This is a genomic window from Anaerophilus nitritigenes (assembly GCF_004138215.1).
Taxonomy (GTDB): domain Bacteria; phylum Bacillota; class Clostridia; order Peptostreptococcales; family Thermotaleaceae; genus Anaerophilus; species Anaerophilus nitritogenes.
In genome coordinates, this window is the sequence record NZ_RYYS01000026.1 from 1 (window position 1) to 18,157 (window position 18,157).

16 protein-coding genes are annotated in these 18,157 nt (G+C 29.6%); 13 read left to right on the forward strand and 3 right to left on the reverse strand.

The genetic code is table 11. The features are described from left to right. Nucleotides 1-161: 161 nt before the first annotated feature. Both EK368_RS03050 and EK368_RS03055 read right to left on the reverse strand, forming a co-directional pair. Complete coding sequence (locus tag EK368_RS03050) at nt 162-1,145, reverse strand: ATP-binding protein (RefSeq protein ID WP_129596297.1); 984 nt, start codon at nt 1,143-1,145, stop codon at nt 162-164. A 14-nt stretch (nt 1,146-1,159) separates the two neighbouring features. Further along, the gene (locus EK368_RS03055; RefSeq protein ID WP_129596299.1) at nt 1,160-2,191 is read right to left on the reverse strand and encodes a DnaD domain-containing protein; all 1,032 of its coding nucleotides are present in this window, start codon (nt 2,189-2,191) and stop codon (nt 1,160-1,162) included. 168 nt (nt 2,192-2,359) lie between these two features. Here EK368_RS03055 and EK368_RS03060 point away from each other — a divergent pair, with 168 nt between their 5' ends. Together EK368_RS03060 and EK368_RS03065 are read left to right on the forward strand one after the other, a co-directional pair. Next, nucleotides 2,360-3,865 (forward strand): M1 family metallopeptidase, encoded by a 1,506-nt coding sequence (locus tag EK368_RS03060; protein ID WP_165000303.1) that lies wholly within the window; start codon nt 2,360-2,362, stop codon nt 3,863-3,865. Between the two features lie 155 nt (nt 3,866-4,020). Beyond that, nucleotides 4,021-5,412: a M23 family metallopeptidase gene (locus tag EK368_RS03065; protein ID WP_129596303.1), complete on the forward strand. Its 1,392-nt coding sequence runs from the start codon at nt 4,021-4,023 to the stop codon at nt 5,410-5,412. 56 nt (nt 5,413-5,468) lie between these two features. Here EK368_RS03065 and EK368_RS03070 read toward each other — a convergent pair whose 3' ends face one another. After that, complete coding sequence (locus tag EK368_RS03070; RefSeq protein WP_243109349.1) at nt 5,469-6,803, reverse strand: S8 family peptidase; 1,335 nt, start codon at nt 6,801-6,803, stop codon at nt 5,469-5,471. A gap of 162 nt (nt 6,804-6,965) precedes the next feature. Between EK368_RS03070 and EK368_RS03075 the strand changes: the two genes are divergently transcribed. From EK368_RS03075 to rlmH, 11 genes are all read left to right on the forward strand, one after another. Then, nucleotides 6,966-7,742: a gluzincin family metallopeptidase gene (locus EK368_RS03075; RefSeq protein ID WP_129596305.1), complete on the forward strand. Its 777-nt coding sequence runs from the start codon at nt 6,966-6,968 to the stop codon at nt 7,740-7,742. Nucleotides 7,743-7,880: 138 nt separating this feature from the next. After that, nucleotides 7,881-8,570: a response regulator YycF gene (gene yycF, locus EK368_RS03080; protein WP_129596307.1), complete on the forward strand. Its 690-nt coding sequence runs from the start codon at nt 7,881-7,883 to the stop codon at nt 8,568-8,570. A 1-nt stretch (nt 8,571) separates the two neighbouring features. Beyond that, a complete protein-coding gene (locus EK368_RS03085; protein ID WP_129596309.1) occupies nt 8,572-10,371 on the forward strand; it encodes an ATP-binding protein in 1,800 nt (599 codons plus the stop codon). Between the two features lie 94 nt (nt 10,372-10,465). Next, nucleotides 10,466-10,960, forward strand: a complete 495-nt coding sequence (locus EK368_RS03090) for a hypothetical protein (RefSeq protein ID WP_129596311.1) — start codon at nt 10,466-10,468, stop codon at nt 10,958-10,960. Between the two features lie 18 nt (nt 10,961-10,978). Next, nucleotides 10,979-12,436, forward strand: coding sequence for a hypothetical protein (locus EK368_RS03095; RefSeq protein WP_129596312.1), 1,458 nt, complete (start codon nt 10,979-10,981; stop codon nt 12,434-12,436). 15 nt (nt 12,437-12,451) lie between these two features. Then, nucleotides 12,452-13,273, forward strand: a complete 822-nt coding sequence (gene yycI, locus EK368_RS03100; protein WP_129596314.1) for a two-component system regulatory protein YycI — start codon at nt 12,452-12,454, stop codon at nt 13,271-13,273. Nucleotides 13,274-13,493: 220 nt separating this feature from the next. Then, nucleotides 13,494-14,750: a UDP-N-acetylglucosamine 1-carboxyvinyltransferase gene (locus tag EK368_RS03105; RefSeq protein ID WP_129596326.1), complete on the forward strand. Its 1,257-nt coding sequence runs from the start codon at nt 13,494-13,496 to the stop codon at nt 14,748-14,750. A gap of 82 nt (nt 14,751-14,832) precedes the next feature. Next, on the forward strand, nt 14,833-15,639 hold the full coding sequence (locus EK368_RS03110) for an MBL fold metallo-hydrolase (protein ID WP_129596316.1): 807 nt from the start codon (nt 14,833-14,835) through the stop codon (nt 15,637-15,639). Between the two features lie 20 nt (nt 15,640-15,659). After that, a complete protein-coding gene (htrA, locus tag EK368_RS03115) occupies nt 15,660-16,865 on the forward strand; it encodes a serine protease HtrA (RefSeq protein ID WP_129596318.1) in 1,206 nt (401 codons plus the stop codon). Between the two features lie 21 nt (nt 16,866-16,886). Beyond that, on the forward strand, nt 16,887-17,054 hold the full coding sequence (locus tag EK368_RS03120; RefSeq protein WP_129596320.1) for a CxxH/CxxC protein: 168 nt from the start codon (nt 16,887-16,889) through the stop codon (nt 17,052-17,054). A 45-nt stretch (nt 17,055-17,099) separates the two neighbouring features. Further along, a complete protein-coding gene (gene rlmH, locus EK368_RS03125; protein ID WP_129596322.1) occupies nt 17,100-17,579 on the forward strand; it encodes a 23S rRNA (pseudouridine(1915)-N(3))-methyltransferase RlmH in 480 nt (159 codons plus the stop codon). Nucleotides 17,580-18,157: the final 578 nt, after the last annotated feature.

Consider the following 18,157-nt stretch of genomic DNA (forward strand, 5'->3'; position numbering starts at 1 on the left):
GCGGCTCGAACGCGGGACACCTTGATTAAAAGTCAAGTGCTCTACCTACTGAGCTAATGGGTCGTTTTTTGTCACCAACAATTATATATAATACATGATGGCAAAAAAAATGTCAATAAAGTTTTATGGAAAATTTTCATATAAAGATTTAAGACGGGAAATTACTTTTCCCATCTTAAATCTTTTCCATAAAAATGAAGAATAGTAAACTTGCCGAAAATTCTAGAAAAAACTCGATCACTATAAGTATTTGCAATTTCCATAGGAGATAAATTAGTAGAAATAATTATTTTTTTATCTTGAATGAGTCTACTATTAATAATATTAAAAAATTCAGTATTCGTAAAAGTATTTGTAAGCTCTGTTCCTAAATCATCAATAATTAATAAATCACAGTCAAATAAAAGATTGTAGCTTTCTTTGATATTTTCTGATTTTTCTTTGCCAAATTTATAGCTTTCTAATATTTCTAGTATTTTAAAAGCAGTTTGATAAACTACGATTTTTCCTTTGTCTAGTAGTGCTTTTGCGATACAGTTACATAAAAATGTTTTTCCAAGTCCTGTTGTTCCATGAAAAAGTAGATTCTCATGAGAGGTTGTGTCAAAGTTTATGACAAATCCTTCGCAAATATTTAAAACATGTAGCATATTTTGTTTTGGTGTAAGTTCATGATTTTCAAAAGGATCATTGGAAAATAAATCAAGATTAAAAGATTTAAAATTTTCTTTTTCTAATATATTTTTTAAGTTAGACATCTGGTAAGCTTGGTCGATTAATTTTTGTTTAAAACAACTGCACTTTTTACCATTATCCTTAAAACCTGTATCTTTACAATGAATACATGTGTAATTCATATCAAAATATTGGATTGGAATATTATTTTCCGTAAGCAAGATTGCTTTTTCTTGCTTTAAAAATTCCATTTTTTGATAAACTTTTTCTACAGCTTCATTATAATTTATAGGATTTTCTAAAATAGCTTTTGCAATGAGTAATCCAGTCTTTGCAATTTCGTCATCGATTTCTTTAATTTTAGGAATTTTTTTGTACACTTCTTTTTTTCTTTGTTCTAATTTTTTATGCTCAGTATCTCTAGTTTTTTCATACTCCCTAAGGATTTCTCTTGTAAATTTATCATGCAAGATAGCCACCTACCTTATTTTTTTCTTAAAAGATTTTCAAGTTCGTCTTTTGTGTATTTGGAAGTTCGTTGTTCAAAGTTATGAAATTTATTAGAAGAAGGCTTTATTTGTCTTTTGGGACTAGGGGTTATATTTTTTTTATCTTTAATATCTGATACCTTTTGTACATTATCATTTTTCCAAGCATGAAGAATACTGTGTATATAATTGATATTAGGATTAGGGGTTTTTTTAGAGTTTTCACAAGCTTTTAAAATGATATCCATATCAAATTTCCATTCATCGATCCACTGATTGATAGCATTTCTTTCAGCTTCAGAAGGTTCTCTAACTGAAAAACCTAATGCTTTAAATATTTTTCTATATTGAACATACCTAAGATCTGTTTTTTCTAAATAGTCATCTAATTTATCCATATTGGTAATGCCTTGATCGTACCAATTTCTAATAATGGCGCCAATATATTTTATATTTTTGATTTTTTTATGCTCTACACTATACATAAAAGCTCTTACAATCAAATCAGGATCCATATTATAATTATAAATCCATTCAAGTATTTCCATCATTTCCTTAGGAACAAGACCTCTTCTTATGGTTTGATTAATATTATAAAACATTTCTTTTATTTCAGGAACTTTATTAGCTTCCATCAAATCAGAAGTAGAACAGCTATAGATACTAGGTTTTTCATCTTCTGTAGAGATGTTGATTGCCTTAAAATTATTATCGATATAAAGCTGTTTGAGATTTAAAAATTCAATACTGTATTCAGAAGCATCATCAGAAGAATGCTTTTTGATAATTCCTTTTTGCTCCCAGAAATCCCATGCATCGAAAACATCAGACAAAGGAATACTTAGATGTCTTGCAATGGTTTGGTGATTGATAGAAAGGGATAGATCTTTATCGTGGGCATATTTGAATCCAAGAAGATATACCTTTACATATGTTCCGTTTGCCATAGGCATAAAATCATTAATAAATATATTTTCAATGGGTGTATCCCCAAGATCCATTTCTGTTGTTTGTTGTATAAAAAGCAATAGTATTCCCTCCCGTTTGAATTACTCTAAAATATATTATATCACAACTTGTTTTTAAGATATATTTTATCCTAGAGCGAGATTAAATTTAAGTAATGAAAAAAATTACATATTGTAAAAGACTTCACATATAGATATATATAGACGAATAGAATGGAGGGGTATGAGGTGATTCGATTTTCTATCAACAGAAAAGTAGTCCTATGTACGGTCATAGTATGTATTTTAGCAGTAGCAGTCATTGGAGCAAAATTTCAAATCATAGAAACCTTTCAAGGGGAAAAAATACATTATGATAAAAATATTACTACTTATGGGATTGATATAGATTTTGATCCTGTGGAAAGAATAATTACAGGAAATGAGAAGGTAAAATATACAAATCAAAGCAATACAACTTTTAATGCTTTGTATTTTCATCTATATCCTAATGCATTTAAAAAACAAGATACAGTACCTTTTGAGAAAAATGAAATGGATAGAGCTTATCCAAAAGGTTTTGAACAAGGGTATATAGAAATTCAAGATGTTCAAAAAAATAATGAACCTCTAAATCATGTTGTTATGGGTATAGGAGATACCATATTAAAAGTAAATTTAAAAAATTCCCTAGAGCCAGGTGAAAAAATAGAGTTGGATATAAAATTTTGTGTAAAAATTCCACCTTCATATGGAAGGTTTGGATATGGAGAACATACAGTCAATATTGCCAATTGGTATCCTATTGTAGCAGTATTTGATAAAAAAGGTTGGAATTTAGAACCATATCATTCTATTGGAGATCCTTTTTATAGTGATGTAGCTAATTATAGAGTAGAAGTTTCAACATCTAATGAATATGTATTTGCTCATACAGGAAAATGTGTAAAAAAAGAGAAAGTAGATGGAAAAATAAGATGGACCTTAGAAGCAAAATGTGTACGAGATTTTGCTATGATTGCTAGCGAAAATTATCAATCCATGGATGATGAAATAGATGGTGTAAAAATATTTTCTTATTATTTTGATGATACTTTTGGAGATCTAGCTTTATCTTGTGCAAAAGATTCCATAAAAATTTTTAGTGAGCTTTATGGGAAATATCCATACAAAGAATTTTCTGTTGCTGCTTCTGATTTTTTTATTGGAGGAATGGAGTATCCTAATTTAGTTTTTATTGACCAATCTCTTTATAAGGAAGAGTATAAAGAGATATTAGAGTATATAGTAGTTCATGAAGTCGCTCATCAATGGTGGTATGGAATTGTAGGAAATGATGAAGTGAATGAACCTTGGTTAGATGAAGGACTTACTGAGTATTCCACACTTTTATATTATGAAAAAAAATATGGAAAAGAAAAAATGAATGAAGTGTATAAAAATTTAATTGCTAAACCTTATCATGCTTATGAAAGTCGTCATCCAAATAATAAAAATGGAGTATATAAAAGTATTAACAAATTTGAAAATGCTTATGAATATCAGGCTTTGGTTTATCATAAAGGTGCTATGTTTATAAAGGAACTAAGAAAAAAATTAGGAGATGAAATATTTTTTCAAGTAATGAAGGTATATTTTGATAAATATAAATATAAAAATGCTAATACAGAAGATTTCCTTGGGGTATGTGAAAAGGTTTCTAATCAAAGCTTAAGAGAAGAATTTGAAAAATGGCTTAGCTATGAAAAGGAATAGTATCCATTATTATGTATAAACTATATAAAAAGAAAAGATATGAAGATTGATACATTTTTAAAATATGATATAATGGAAAAGTTGATAATAGAAATTAAAAATAAATTCAATAAAAATTTTATAAATTACTTTAGATAAAGAAGGGAGAGCAAGGTATGAAATCAGATTCGAGCTCCCAGACCTTGAAAAAAATCATAACAGATTATTATAATAAATTGAGTATATGTGGGAACAAAAAATTTCATATTGGTATTTTAGTAGTAGTGATCTTAGGAATTTTTTCATTTGCCTATAATTACAATAAAGCTTACATAGTAAAAGTGGGTGGAAATGAAATAGGAATTGTAAGAGATAAAAATGATTTTACTCAAGTAGTGGATCAAATACAATCTAAATTGCATAAAGAATACAATACAAAGATTTCCTTTGATGAAGATATTATCTATAATAAGATTAGAGTAGAAGACAAAGAAATCACAAGTTCAGAAAAAATAAAAAAAGAGATTCTAAAAACTCTTAATTTTAAAGTGGATGCTTATGGAATAAAAACAAATGGAAAAGTAATTACAGCACTATCTTCTAAAGAAAAGGCTCAAAAGGTATTAGAGGATATCAAAGTTATGTATGCAGATCCAAAAAAGAAATTTGAAAAAGTATGCTTTGTAGAAAAAGTATCTATAGAACCAGTAAAAATAGAGATAAAAAAATTAAAGGATGAAAAAGATGCAGTAAAATTTGTATTACAAGGAACAGAAGAAGAAAAGACTCATAAAGTTCAACAAGGAGAGAGCTTTTGGACGATTGCTAAAAAATATAAATTAAGTGTAGATGAATTAACTGATGCCAATCCAGATATTAATCCAGAGAAAATACAAATCGATCAAGAAGTAAGTCTTCTTGTCCCAAAATCTCTATTGACTGTAAAGACAATTGAAAAAGCAAACTATCAAGAAAAAATTCCTTATGAAGTTGAATTTGAAGAAACAGATGCTATTTATGAAAAAGAAAATAAAATCAAAGTAGAAGGACAAGAAGGAATGAAAGAAATAGTGGCTGAAATTATAAGTCACAATGGAATAGAAGAATCTAAAAAAATTTTAGAAGAGAAAATTATCAAAGAACCAGTAATACAAATTGTATTAAAAGGAACTAAAAAACGTCCACTCACTGCAGCTACTGGAAAGTTAGGAACTCCTACTCGTGGAAGGCTTACTTCTCCTTTTGGATATAGATGGGGAAGAAAGCATACAGGAATCGATTTAGCTGCACCTATAGGAACTCCTGTATCAGCAGCAGATGGAGGAAAAGTGGTATTTTCAGGAACCAAAAGTGGATATGGAAAATGTATCATTTTGGATCATGGCGGTGGTACACAAACTTATTATGCACATAATAGCAAATTATTAGTTTCCGTAGGACAAAAAGTATATAAAGGACAAAAGATTGCTGAAGTTGGAAATACTGGTAGAAGTACAGGACCTCACTTACATTTTGAAGTAAGAAAAAATGGTACCCCTGTAAATCCATTACAATATCTAAATAAATAAACACACATAAAAAATTCGCATATTATAGGAATATGCGAATTTTTTGTGGAGAAATACTATAAAAAAAGTAGTAATAGAGGAAGCAAGCTAGGATCTAAAAGATTTTCTAAAAAAGATAAATTTCTTCTAGATCTTCTCATAGGATGTCGTATAGGCTGTTGATTTTCATTATGTTGAGGTTGTTCATAGCTTGGTTTTAAAGCTTCATCTGAATGAATGTCAAGAGCAGCTCTTATATTTAAAATCCCTGCTCCTTCTGCATATCTAACATCTCCAATATTTACAGAGGTTCCTAATAATTTTTCTTTAACTTGTGAAGGTGATAATTTTGGATTTTTTTCATACATCAAAGTAGCAGTACCTGCTACCATAGGAGATGCCATAGAAGTTCCTGAATGAGTTACATAGGCACTATGTCCTTTATTAGATAAAGATATAATATCTACTCCAGGAGCTACCATATCTGGTTTTGAAATACCACCAATAGCAGGACCTCTACTTGAAAAATTTGCAACAAAATCATCTTCATAAGAAGTAGTTCGGTTATCATCAGCAGCACCCACAGTGATTACAGAGGGACTATTTCCAGGACTTGTAATAGACTGAGAATTAGGACCACTGTTTCCAGCGGCTGTAACAACTGTTAGACCTTTACTTACAGCAGAAGCAGCAGCTTTTGCTAAAGGATCTTGATGATAAACTTTATCTGCAGGAGATCCTAAGGACATATTCATAACTTTGATATTATATTTATCTTTGTTATCAACAACCCATTGAACACCTGCTAAGATATCTGAAGTAGATCCACTTCCGGTTTCATCTAGTACTTTTACTCCTATAATACTTGCATCAGGAGCTACTCCTCTATATTTTTCATTTGCATATCCATTTCCAGCAGCAATTCCTGCTACATGTGTTCCATGACCATCATCGTCATAAGGATAATTTCTGTTGTTTACAAAATCTTTAAAAGCGACAATACGGTTCGTAGGCTTTACTAAATCATCATGAGGGTATACCCCTGTATCTAATATGGCAATACCTATTCCTTTTCCAGTGTATCCTAAATCATGAACTCTATGCCCTGCAGCAGCCAAAGATGCATTATGCATGCATTTAAAAACTTTTGGATCTTGATTGATAAATTGAATCATATGGTGAGCAGCTACATGATCAATAGATTTGGCAGGAATTTCTGCTGCAATGGCATTGATAAGAGGTATATCATATTTAATTTTTCCACCAGCTTCAACGATGCAATCTCTTATGTGATCACAAGTTCCGTTACTATATACAATAACGGGAATATATTCTTTTGTTCCAGCAGACATTCTCGCTACAATTACAGGATGAACAAATTGAGATCTTATTTTATTTACATTCATTTTCATCATGCTCACTCCAAATTATCTATTTTCAATATTAATGTATGCTGAATATAGATAAAGTGTTCATAAAATAAGTGGATACAATTTCCAATGAAGTTTACATAATCATGTGATATAATTAATCTGTATACCCCATTTACATACCATTTTGAAAGGGGGATACAAATGAAAACAAGATGGAATGTTAAAATTATTATTTTTATAGGAATTATTTTTTTATTAAGTAGCTTGATAGAATATAAAAATGTATTAAAAGTTTATGCTTATCCTACTTTAAAAAAAGTACAACATGAATTGATTTTATTCAAAACTAGAGATTATCAAGTAAGAGAAACTGACCATTTTATTATAAGATATGATTTTGATGATGATGCAGTGATTGATCTAGTAGCAAAGGCGTCTGAAGAGTATTATCATCAAGTATGTGATACATTTTCTTATTATCCAAAAGAAAAAACAGTAGTGATTGTTTATGAAGATCCAGAGAAATTAATCAAGAATGCTTCTTTAAAAAAAGGAGAACCACCTATGGGAGTTTATCTAGCTTCAACTATTCAAATTTTGTCTCCAAATGTATGGGTACCTAAAGATCAAGATATAGAGCATGTATTTATGAATGAAGGACCTATGGTACATGAATTTACACATTTGATTGTAGATGATATTGCGAAAGGAAATTATCCTTTGTGGTTTACAGAAGGAATGGCTCTTTATCAAGAATATATTCAAACAGGGTACAGCTGGGGAGAAGGACTATCTTTTGATGAAAAAGAATATACTATGGAACAACTTAAGTATGATTTTGAAAATTTAGATCAAATGTTAGCATATAGAATGTCTTTTGAAGTGGTAAAAGAAATGGTTCAAGAAAATGGATTTGAAAAGCTAAATCATATTTTGTATGAGTTAGGAAAAGGAGAAAAAATAGAAAAATATTTTTGATAAAAATGGAACTTTTGTCTATATTTTTAAGTCAAATATAGATGTAGCGTAGATGAAATGAGAGTTATTTTAAAATAGATATGATATAATATAGTATAATTATAAAAAATGAAGAGATTTCGTTGAGGTGATGAGTGGATGGGTAGAAAAGTACTAGTTGTAGATGATGAAAAATCTATTTCAGATATATTAAAATTTAATTTAGAAAAAGAAGGATATGATGTAAGTGTATCTTTTGATGGTCAGGATGCAGTCAAAAAAACTTATGAAGTAGAACCAGATTTAATATTATTAGATGTGATGCTTCCTAAGATGGATGGTTTTCAAGTGTGTAAAAAGATAAGAGAAAATTTTAATATGCCTATTTTGATGATTACAGCAAAAGAAGAAGAAGTGGATAAAGTATTAGGACTTGAGCTAGGAGCAGATGATTATATTACAAAACCTTTTAGTATAAGAGAACTTTTAGCAAGAGTGAAAGCCAATATTAGAAGAATTGACAATAATGGATCAAATGATAAAATGAATAATATTATTTCGGGAGATTTAAATATAGATGTAAATAAATATGAAGTAAAAAAAAGAGATCAAATTATAGAGCTGACTTTAAGAGAATTCGAGCTTTTAAAATATTTGGCTACTCAAGAAAATCAAGTCTTTACAAGAGAACAGCTTCTTGAAGAAGTATGGGGCTATGAATATTATGGAGATATTCGAACTGTTGATGTAACCATAAGAAGATTAAGAGAAAAAGTAGAAGATCACTCAAGTAATCCTAAATATATATTGACTAAAAGAGGAGTAGGTTACTACTTCAGGAGGACATAGTATGTTTAAAAGTATAAGGTGGAAGTTCATTGCCATATACTTTCTTCCTGTTTATATTGCCATGCTTATTGTAGGGGTATTTATTATCAAGGAGTTTGAAAATTATCATTTAGGAATGGTAAGTGAAAATCTCACAAACTTAGGAAGAAGAGAAGTTTTGCTTCAAAGTATAGGAAAATTTGAAGATTTAGATGAAAATAAAGAGGAAATTCAAAAAAATATTGAACAGTGGCCTACAGGATTGAAAGAAGAGATTTTTATTGTAGATCAAGAGTTTAACATTGTGGCAAGAAGTAAAAATACTGGAACTAATAATAATGCCATAGAAGTATTAGATTATACACTCCTAACTGATTCTAGAAATGGAAAAACAGGGGAGAAAGATATTACTATTAATAATAATAATTCTAGAGAAATTATTACTAAAAACATGTCTTTTCCTATACAAAACGAAAACAATGAAATCAAAGGTATTTTATATATTAGAGCAGACCTTTCTGATATCTATAAAACATTAGATAAATCCAAAATGATTTTAACTCAAGCTACTCTTTTAGCACTTATTATAACTGTTGTATTGGGATTTTGGATTGCTAGAAGTATTACAGAGCCTATTAATGATGTAACGATTAAAGCGGCAAGAATGGCAAAGGGAGATTTTAATCAAGTTGTAGAAGTCAAGTCTGATGACGAAATTGGTCAATTGGCAGAAATGTTTAATTATGCAAGAGAAAAATTAAATGATACTCTTTCAGAAATTTCAAGTGAAAAAAGTAAATTAGAGACGATTTTAAGTTATATGGCAGATGGACTTATTGCCACCAATCAAGAAGGAAAAATTATACATGCAAATCCTACTGCCATGAAAATGCTAGCGTTATCTGATGAAAATATAGAAAATACAAGTTATGATGAAATTATAGAAAAATTCAATAAAGAATTGACACTTTCTTTTATTGAAGAAAATTCAAAGAATTGGACAGGAAGTAGAAACATTATTTTTAAAGAATCTATTTTTCATGCAAATTATGCTCCTTTTAAAGATGAAAAAGGAGAAAATACAGGAATTGTTATGGTCATACAAGATATTACAGAAAGACAAAAGCTAGATAATATGAGAAAAGAATTTGTTGCTAATGTATCTCATGAATTAAAAACTCCACTTACGAGTATCAAAAGCTATACAGAAACTTTATTAGATGGAGCACTAGATCAAAAAGATGTAGCAGAATATTTTTTAAATGTAGTAAAAAGTGAAGCAGATCGAATGGATCGTTTGGTAAGAGATTTACTTCAACTTTCCAGATTAGACTATCAAAGAGTAAATTGGAATAAAAAAGAAAATAATTTGGTGAAAATTATTGAAAATTCTATTTTAAAAATAAGTATTAATGCAAAAAATAAAGATCAAAATATAAGTTTTTTCCCAAAGAATGAGGAAATGAAAGTTTTTGTAGATTCAGACAAAATAGAGCAGGTTATTTTAAATATATTAAGCAATGCTATTAAATATACACCAGAAAAAGGAGAAATAAATATTTCTCTAGATCAAGAAAATAATCAGGGAATATTAAAAATTTGTGATAATGGAATAGGCATTCCCAAAGACGATCTTCCAAGACTTTTTGAAAGATTTTATCGTGTAGATAAAGCAAGATCTAGAGAATTAGGTGGAACTGGATTAGGTCTTTCTATTGCTCAACAAATTATTAGGGCTCATAATGGAGATATTGAAATTAAAAGTGAGGAAGGAAAAGGAACAAATGTTACTATATTTATTCCCTTGGTTGAAGGGGTGTAACTGTATTTTAAAACGGGTGTAATATGTTTGTAACAATAATAGGTTATAATGTGGTTATTACAAGGGATTCGTATGTAAACTGGGAGGAATTATAATGAACAGAAAAATCATTACGAGTGCTTTGATTCTAGTCATATTAGGAGCATCTAGTGTTACTGGGCATGCTGCTTACAAGCCAGTTCAAAGCAAAGTAAATGTCAATGTAAATAAAGAACCTATCGAAATCATTAGTCCTAAGGGAGATATTATTGTTCAAAAGAGTGTTCTCATTTCTGTACAGGTAAGACAAAATGTATCTGTTTCTTTAAGTGTATATAAAGAAGAAGAAAAAGAAGATACATTAATTTTTGGTCCTGAGAAAGTAGATCAAGGAGAAAGTCTTAAATTTTATAATAAGCAATTAAAAGACTTATCAGCAGGAAAATATAAGATGGTATTTGATATAATGGATAAAGAGGGAAATTCAAAAGATCCGATTACAAAATCCTTTACTGTAAAAGATAAGGAAGTAGAAATGAATGAGACACTAGAACGTATACCTAAAACAAATGTTACAAACATACTAGATGACATCCTAGATAAAAAGTAATGATTAGGGTGTGTGCTCATGAAAAACTTTAATAGAGAAAAATTTAAAACTATTCTTTTAATTATGCTCTTCACATTAAGTATTGCTTTGAATCAGCAATTATGGGAAAAAATTTCTTTAGACAAAATCACCCCCTCTGTGAAGGATACAGAGATGATAAAAATGGATAATGATACAAATAATATTTCTAATATTTTAAGCCCCCAAAGTTTTATAATTAACTTTGGGGGTGGTCTTCATACCATTCTCCATTCAGATTCTTATAACATATGGAATGAAGTTGTTGAAATTTTTAGAAAATCTTATTCTTTAGAGAATGTTTCTATTGACAAGATAGACAAAGAAACATGGATGGATCTTCAAAAATTTCGTTCTATAGAAGTGAAATTGGGATATAACATGCAAACAGGACTTTTAAGTAAGATCATTCAACAAAAAAAGCTAGGTAAATATGAAAAAATTGAAGGGTTTGATAAAATTTTAATATCATTAATGGATGAATCTTCTATTTATGTGGCAGATGAAAAAAGTAATCATTATTATGTAATTAATGGAGCTTCTAAAGTGAAGAATTTTGAAAAACTCATTCAAAATATAGAGCATGGAAATTATGAAGTATATTATGCATTAGCAGATATTTATGGAATAGAAAATAATAATTTAATGCCTATTGAAGGAAATGAGGATATACATAATATAGAAGTAGTCAAAGAAATTGATCCTCTGAGTGAAGGTCAGGTAGAAGCATTCGCAAGAACTTTTTTTGGAGAAAATCTTGATTTTGTAAGAAAAATACGAGAAACAAATGGATCTGTTATTTATATGTACGGATATGGTCAAAAGGCTTTAAAGATAGATCACAAGGGAAGACTTCAATACGTAGAAAAAATAGATGAAGGGAAAGCTTCTAAAAATATTAAGATTGACGAAGCAACAGAAATGGCTATTTCCTTTGTTCTGGAACATGGCAATATGGAAGGAATTAATGGATATTTAAAAGCAATAAAGCCTTTTGAGGAGGAAAACCAAAAGGGATATATTTTTTCATTTGGATATGGACTAAATAATCTTCCTGTATATTGTAATTATAATGGAAAAATAATAGATACACCGATTGAAGTAAAGGTACTAGGAGAACAAGTAATTTCGTATACAAGATTTATAAAAAGAGAGAAAGTAGCCATAAAATTATTAGAAAATCAAGAACAAAATTATATTTTATCCTCACTTCAAATTATCGATATGAATTTTCCAATGATACAAAAAGATTATGCAAAAACAAATGAAGAAGTGAGTCAAGAAAGTATTACAGATAAGGTTTTAGAAAGTGTTCAAAGTATTGAAATAGGATATTATGATGATCCAATAAGATTGCCTGATAATGAATTAAGTCTTATATGGGTTATAAAGATAGACAAAATAGTTTATTATTTTGATGCAGCTACAGGAAAATTGTTGTGGCGTTCATCCCTTTAATAGGTGGTGGAAAAAATGGATTGGTCAAAGGCAAAAAATATATTGATTATTGCACTTGTTGTTACCAATCTTTTTCTTATTTATAATATAGAAAAAGATATATTTAAAGAAAGTGCTTTATCTATGGTATATGATAAAAATATAGAAGATGTAGTAGAAATATTAAAAGAAAAAAATATAAAAATAGAAACAGAAGTACCAAAGACAATATTAGAACTTCCAGTATTAAATGTAGAATATGAAACTTATGATGAAAAAGAAGTTGGGGAAAAGTTTCATATTAAAAGTAAAGATACAAGATCTATAAATATAGTCAACCACAAAATTCTTATGTATGAAAATCTGGATAATAGGATACATATACAAAATATGGATGAACAAAAAGCAGTTCATGAAGCGAATCAATTTATTAAAGACTATGATTTTTTAGATAGAGATGTAGTTTATGATAAAACAGTAAAGACACCAGATGGATATCATGTGTTTTTTAAACAAAAATATAAAGGACATTTTCTAGAAATCAGCTATATGCATATTGTTGTAAATGCATCAGGAATAAAAAAATTTGAAAGAGTATGGCTTAAACCTTTACAATTTGATGAGAATAAAAAAGAGATTATTCCAGCTACAAAAGCTCTTTTAAAATCTATGGAACAAATAAAAACCAGTAATGAACAAGTAAAAATAAAAAAAATAGATTTAGGATATTGGTTTGATCCATCTCGCATTAGTCTTACAAATTCTGATAATATAAAATCAGGAACGGCTATACCAGCTTGGAGATTTACATTAAAAGATGGAAATATAGTGTTTATTCCAGCTTATGAAAATTATTAAAGTAGAAGTCAATGATGGCTTCTACTTTTTAAGTAATGGAAATTTCATTGTAGACATGAGTATACTGCGAATTTTTGTATTATTTTCCTCAAATCACATACTTATCAAATGATAGGATTAGTGATATAATGTAACGAGGTTGTAATGTAAAAATAACCAATATACGTTTTATATAGAAACGGATGGATAGAATAAAATGCTGAAAGGCTGGAAAGACCCTATGAGTAAACTTTTAATACAAGGTGGATATCCATTAAAAGGAAAAGTAAATATTAGTGGATTTAAAAATGCAGCAGTGGCAATTATTCCTGCTGCTATTTTAGCAGGAGATGTTTGCAATATAGAGAATTTACCTAATATAGAGGATGTTCATGTGCTTAAGAAAATTCTTATACAATTGGGTGCAGAAGTATCCTTTGATGAAGAAAAAAAAGTAATGAGAGTAAATTCTAATAGTATTGGAGAATGTGTTGCTTCATACGAAATGGCAAAGGAATTAAGAGCATCATATTATTTTTTAGGAGCATCTTTGGGAAGATTTAAAAAAGCAAATGTATCTTTTCCAGGGGGATGCAACATTGGATCTAGACCTATTGATCAACATATAAAAGGATTTGAGGCATTAGGAGCCAAAGTTCGGATAGAGCATGGTATGATTCATGTAGAAGCAGAAGAATTAAAGGGTGCAGAAATTTATTTAGATGTGGTAAGTGTAGGAGCTACTATTAATATTATGATGGCAGCCTGTATGGCCAAGGGAAAAACTGTTATTGAAAATGCAGCAAAAGAACCTCATATTGTAGATGTAGCAAATTTTTTAAATGCTATGGGGGCAGATATAAGAGGTGCAGGAACAGATGTAATTAAAATACATGGAGTGAATCAGTTAAAAGGATGCACATATAGTGTCATTCCAGATCAAATCGAAGCAGGAACTTTCATGATTATGGCTGCAGCAACAGGTGGAGATGTAATCATTGATAATATAATTCCTAAACACTTAGATCCTATAACGGCGAAGTTAAGAGAAATGGGTATAAAAATAGAAGAATATGGAGAATCCATAAGAGTAATAGGAAAAGATAAGCCTAAGAGTGTAAACATCAAAACATTAGTATACCCAGGATTTCCAACAGATCTACAACAACCTATGTCAGCTTTTTTAACACAAGCAAAAGGGACAAGCATTGTTACAGAAACCATCTATGAAGGAAGATTCAAACATGTAGATGAGTTAAAAAGAATGGGTGCAGATATTAAAGTAGAAGGGAATGTAGCAGTGATTCAAGGAGTAAAAAGATTATCAGGAGCTAAGGTTGCAGCTACAGATTTAAGAGCAGGGGCCGCTTTAGTTGTAGCAGGACTTATTGCAGAGGGTACTACAGAAGTAGAACGTATTCATTATATTGATAGAGGATATGAATTTATTGAAAATAAATTAGTGCATTTGGGAGCAAGAATTAAAAGAGTTGAGTAAAGGCAGGCTATAATCCTGTCTTTTAGTTTTTCTAGAAATAAGATATAATGAAATAAAATGTTGATCAAATAGGAGGAAAGATATGGCGTTTACTTTTTGTTCACTAGCTAGTGGAAGTAGTGGAAATTGTCAATATCTTGCTAGTGAAAAAGGTAGTTTACTAGTAGATGCAGGATTATCAGGAAAAAAAATTACACAAGCAATGGAGAGTATTGGAGAAGATATAAAAAGAGTATGTGGGATTTTAGTAACTCATGAGCATAATGATCATATAAAAGGAATAGGAATTTTATCTAGAAGGTTTAATATACCAATATATGCAAATAATAATACTTGGACAGGAATGAGAGATAAAATAGGGAAAGTAGATGAAGAAAATATAAGGTTTTTTCAAACAGGAGAAACATTTCATATAGAAGATATACAAATAAAGCCATATCTTATCTCTCATGATGCAAAAGAGCCAGTTGGATTTTCTTTTTATCATGATGATGTAAAAGTTAGTATCGCTACAGATTTAGGAGTAGTAGACGATAGAGTAAAAGAAGAAATAAAAGGATCTGATCTTTTGCTTTTAGAATCTAATCATGATGTGGAGATGCTTAAAATGGGAAGATATCCTTGGTATTTAAAAAAAAGAGTTATGGGAGATTACGGACATCTTTCTAATGAAACAGCAGGAGAAATCATTGCAGAAATGGTGAGTCACAAAGTTCCTATTGGAAAAGTTTTATTAGGACATTTAAGCCAAGAAAATAATTTCCCAGAATTGGCATTTGAAACAGTAAAAAATGTATTAAACAGTAAAAAAATTAAAATAGGTTTAGATGTTTGTGTAGATTTAACTTATAGAGATCGAGTAAGTCAAGTCTATTCTTTATGTAAATAATTTCTTGAGGGAGTGATAAAATGAGTTTTGATGAACATGATTTTCATAAGGAGGAAAATGATTCTTCAAAATATTATATAAATCCTCCAAAGTATACGTATTCTAAAAAAAATACTACTTCATTCTTTAAGATTATTTTAGTAAGTGTGGTATCTGCACTCATTGGTGGAATTTTAACTGCTTATTTAGCACCTATGTATTTGTATGGCAAATATATTCCATATCCTAATGTGAATAATAATAACATTCCACAGAATATAGAAATTGTTACAAAGAATGAAAATGTGAGTGTGATTCCAACGGTAGTCAAAAAAGCTATGCCATCTGTTGTAGGAATTACTACAGTTACATTACAAAGAGATTTTTTCTTTGGGGTAAGAAAAGGTCAAGGAGTTGGAACAGGAGTTATTGTAGATCCTAGAGGATATATTCTCACAAATTCTCATGTAGTTAATGATGGGCAGACAGAGGAAGTAAAGGTATTATTGGATGATGGGAAAGATTTAAAAGCCAAGGTTTTATGGAATGATCCTCTATTAGATTTAGCTATTGTAAAAATATCTGAGAAAAATCTTCCAGTAGCAGAGCTCGGAAATTCTGATGAAATTCAAGTAGGCCAATTAGCTGTAGCTATTGGAAATCCATTAGGATTAGCTTTTGAAAGAACCGTGACATCAGGAATTATTAGTGGACTAGAAAGAAGAATTGAAATTAATGAATTTCAGAGTATAGATGGTTTAATTCAAACAGATGCATCAATCAATCCAGGAAATAGTGGAGGACCTCTTTTAGATGAAAAAGGAAGAGTGGTAGGGATTAACACAGTAAAAATTCAAACAGGAGAAGGTCTTGGGTTTGCTATACCTATTAATATTGCAAAGCCTATTGTAGATGAATTTATCAAAAGAGGAGAATTTACAAAAGTATACCTTGGAATAAAAGGCATTGATGTAGGATATTATATTAGAAATTATCAAAATGATTTGGGAGTTAATCAAGGTGTGATTGTTATGGAAGTATTTCCTAAATCACCTATAGAGGAAGCAGGGATCAAAAAAGGGGATATCATACTTTCTATGAATGGTCAAAAGGTAGAAGGAATGACTCAACTCATGAGATCGCTTTATAGATATAGACCAAATGATAAAGTAAAAATAGAAGTTTTAAGAGATCAAAAGAATTTAGAATATGAAGTGACTTTTAAAGCAACACCAAAAACTTACTAAAGAAAGCTGGGAGAGGATAAAATGTATGTCGTATGTACAGAGCATTTATCAGAAGCAATTGATGATTTTTTGGAAGTTTATGAACAATCCCCAGATATATATGAATTAGACAAAGTATCTTTTACAGATTGGTCAAGTCCACATAATTGTGATTATTGTAATGAGGTACCTAAATACTTAGTAGTATAATAGACGAGGTAATCCTCGTCTATTTTCATGAAAAGGAGTAGATATATGAATATAACTATTATTGGAGTAGGAAAAATAAAAGAAAAATATTTTACAGGAGCCATTGATGAATATAAAAAAAGACTGAGTAGATACTGTAAAATTAATATTATAGAAGTATCTGATGAAAAGGCTCCAGAGAATTTAAGTGATAAAGAAATGGAGAATATAAAGGATGCAGAGGGAGAGAAGATATTAAAAAATATAAAAGATGGTATGTATGTAATTTCTTTAGATATAAAGGGTAAGATGCTATCATCAGAAGATTTGGCAGAAAAAATAAATGGGTTAGGGGTATCTGGGAATAGTCACATTACATTTATAATAGGAGGGTCATTAGGATTATCTAAAGAAGTTTTAAAAAGATCAGATTATAGACTTTCTTTTTCACCTATGACTTTTCCTCATCAATTAATGAGAGTTATTCTACTTGAGCAGGTATATAGAGGATTTAGGATTATAAAGGGTGAACCGTACCATAAGTGACGGCGGTTTTTTAGTGAGGATATTTATTGTAGTAGATATACAGTAGAAATTATGTAATATAACAAAGGGATGTTTTTACTTTTATTTACTGAGTAAGATGTTTTAATAAATATCTTGTTCAAAAGCCACTTAAGAAGTATGGAGTACTTTCATAATATAAATTTACTTAATAAATTCTTAGACAATAATACAATATACAATATAAATTTAAACTCGGCTTTTGTATCAAAGAATTATTGACATGATTATCCAATTAATATAATATGTATATATAATAATATGATTATGAAAGGTGGAATGCTATCCGGCAGCACTTGATGTTAACCAATCAAATAACATAAGTGAAGCACGGAGATGAAGGATAAAATCTTAAATTGAGTTTAATAGGAGCACAATACTGTTGTTTGTTAACAGCTATTTGTTGTACCTAAATTTCAATTTGGATTTTAATCTTTCATCTCTCGGCATAGCTTGACCCTGTTTTTGGGAGCCGTAGAGTGAATTCTATGGCTCTTTTTTATGGCTCTATGTCAATAGTTGGGGTGGGATTGTTCATAATCCCGCTCCATTACTTTATT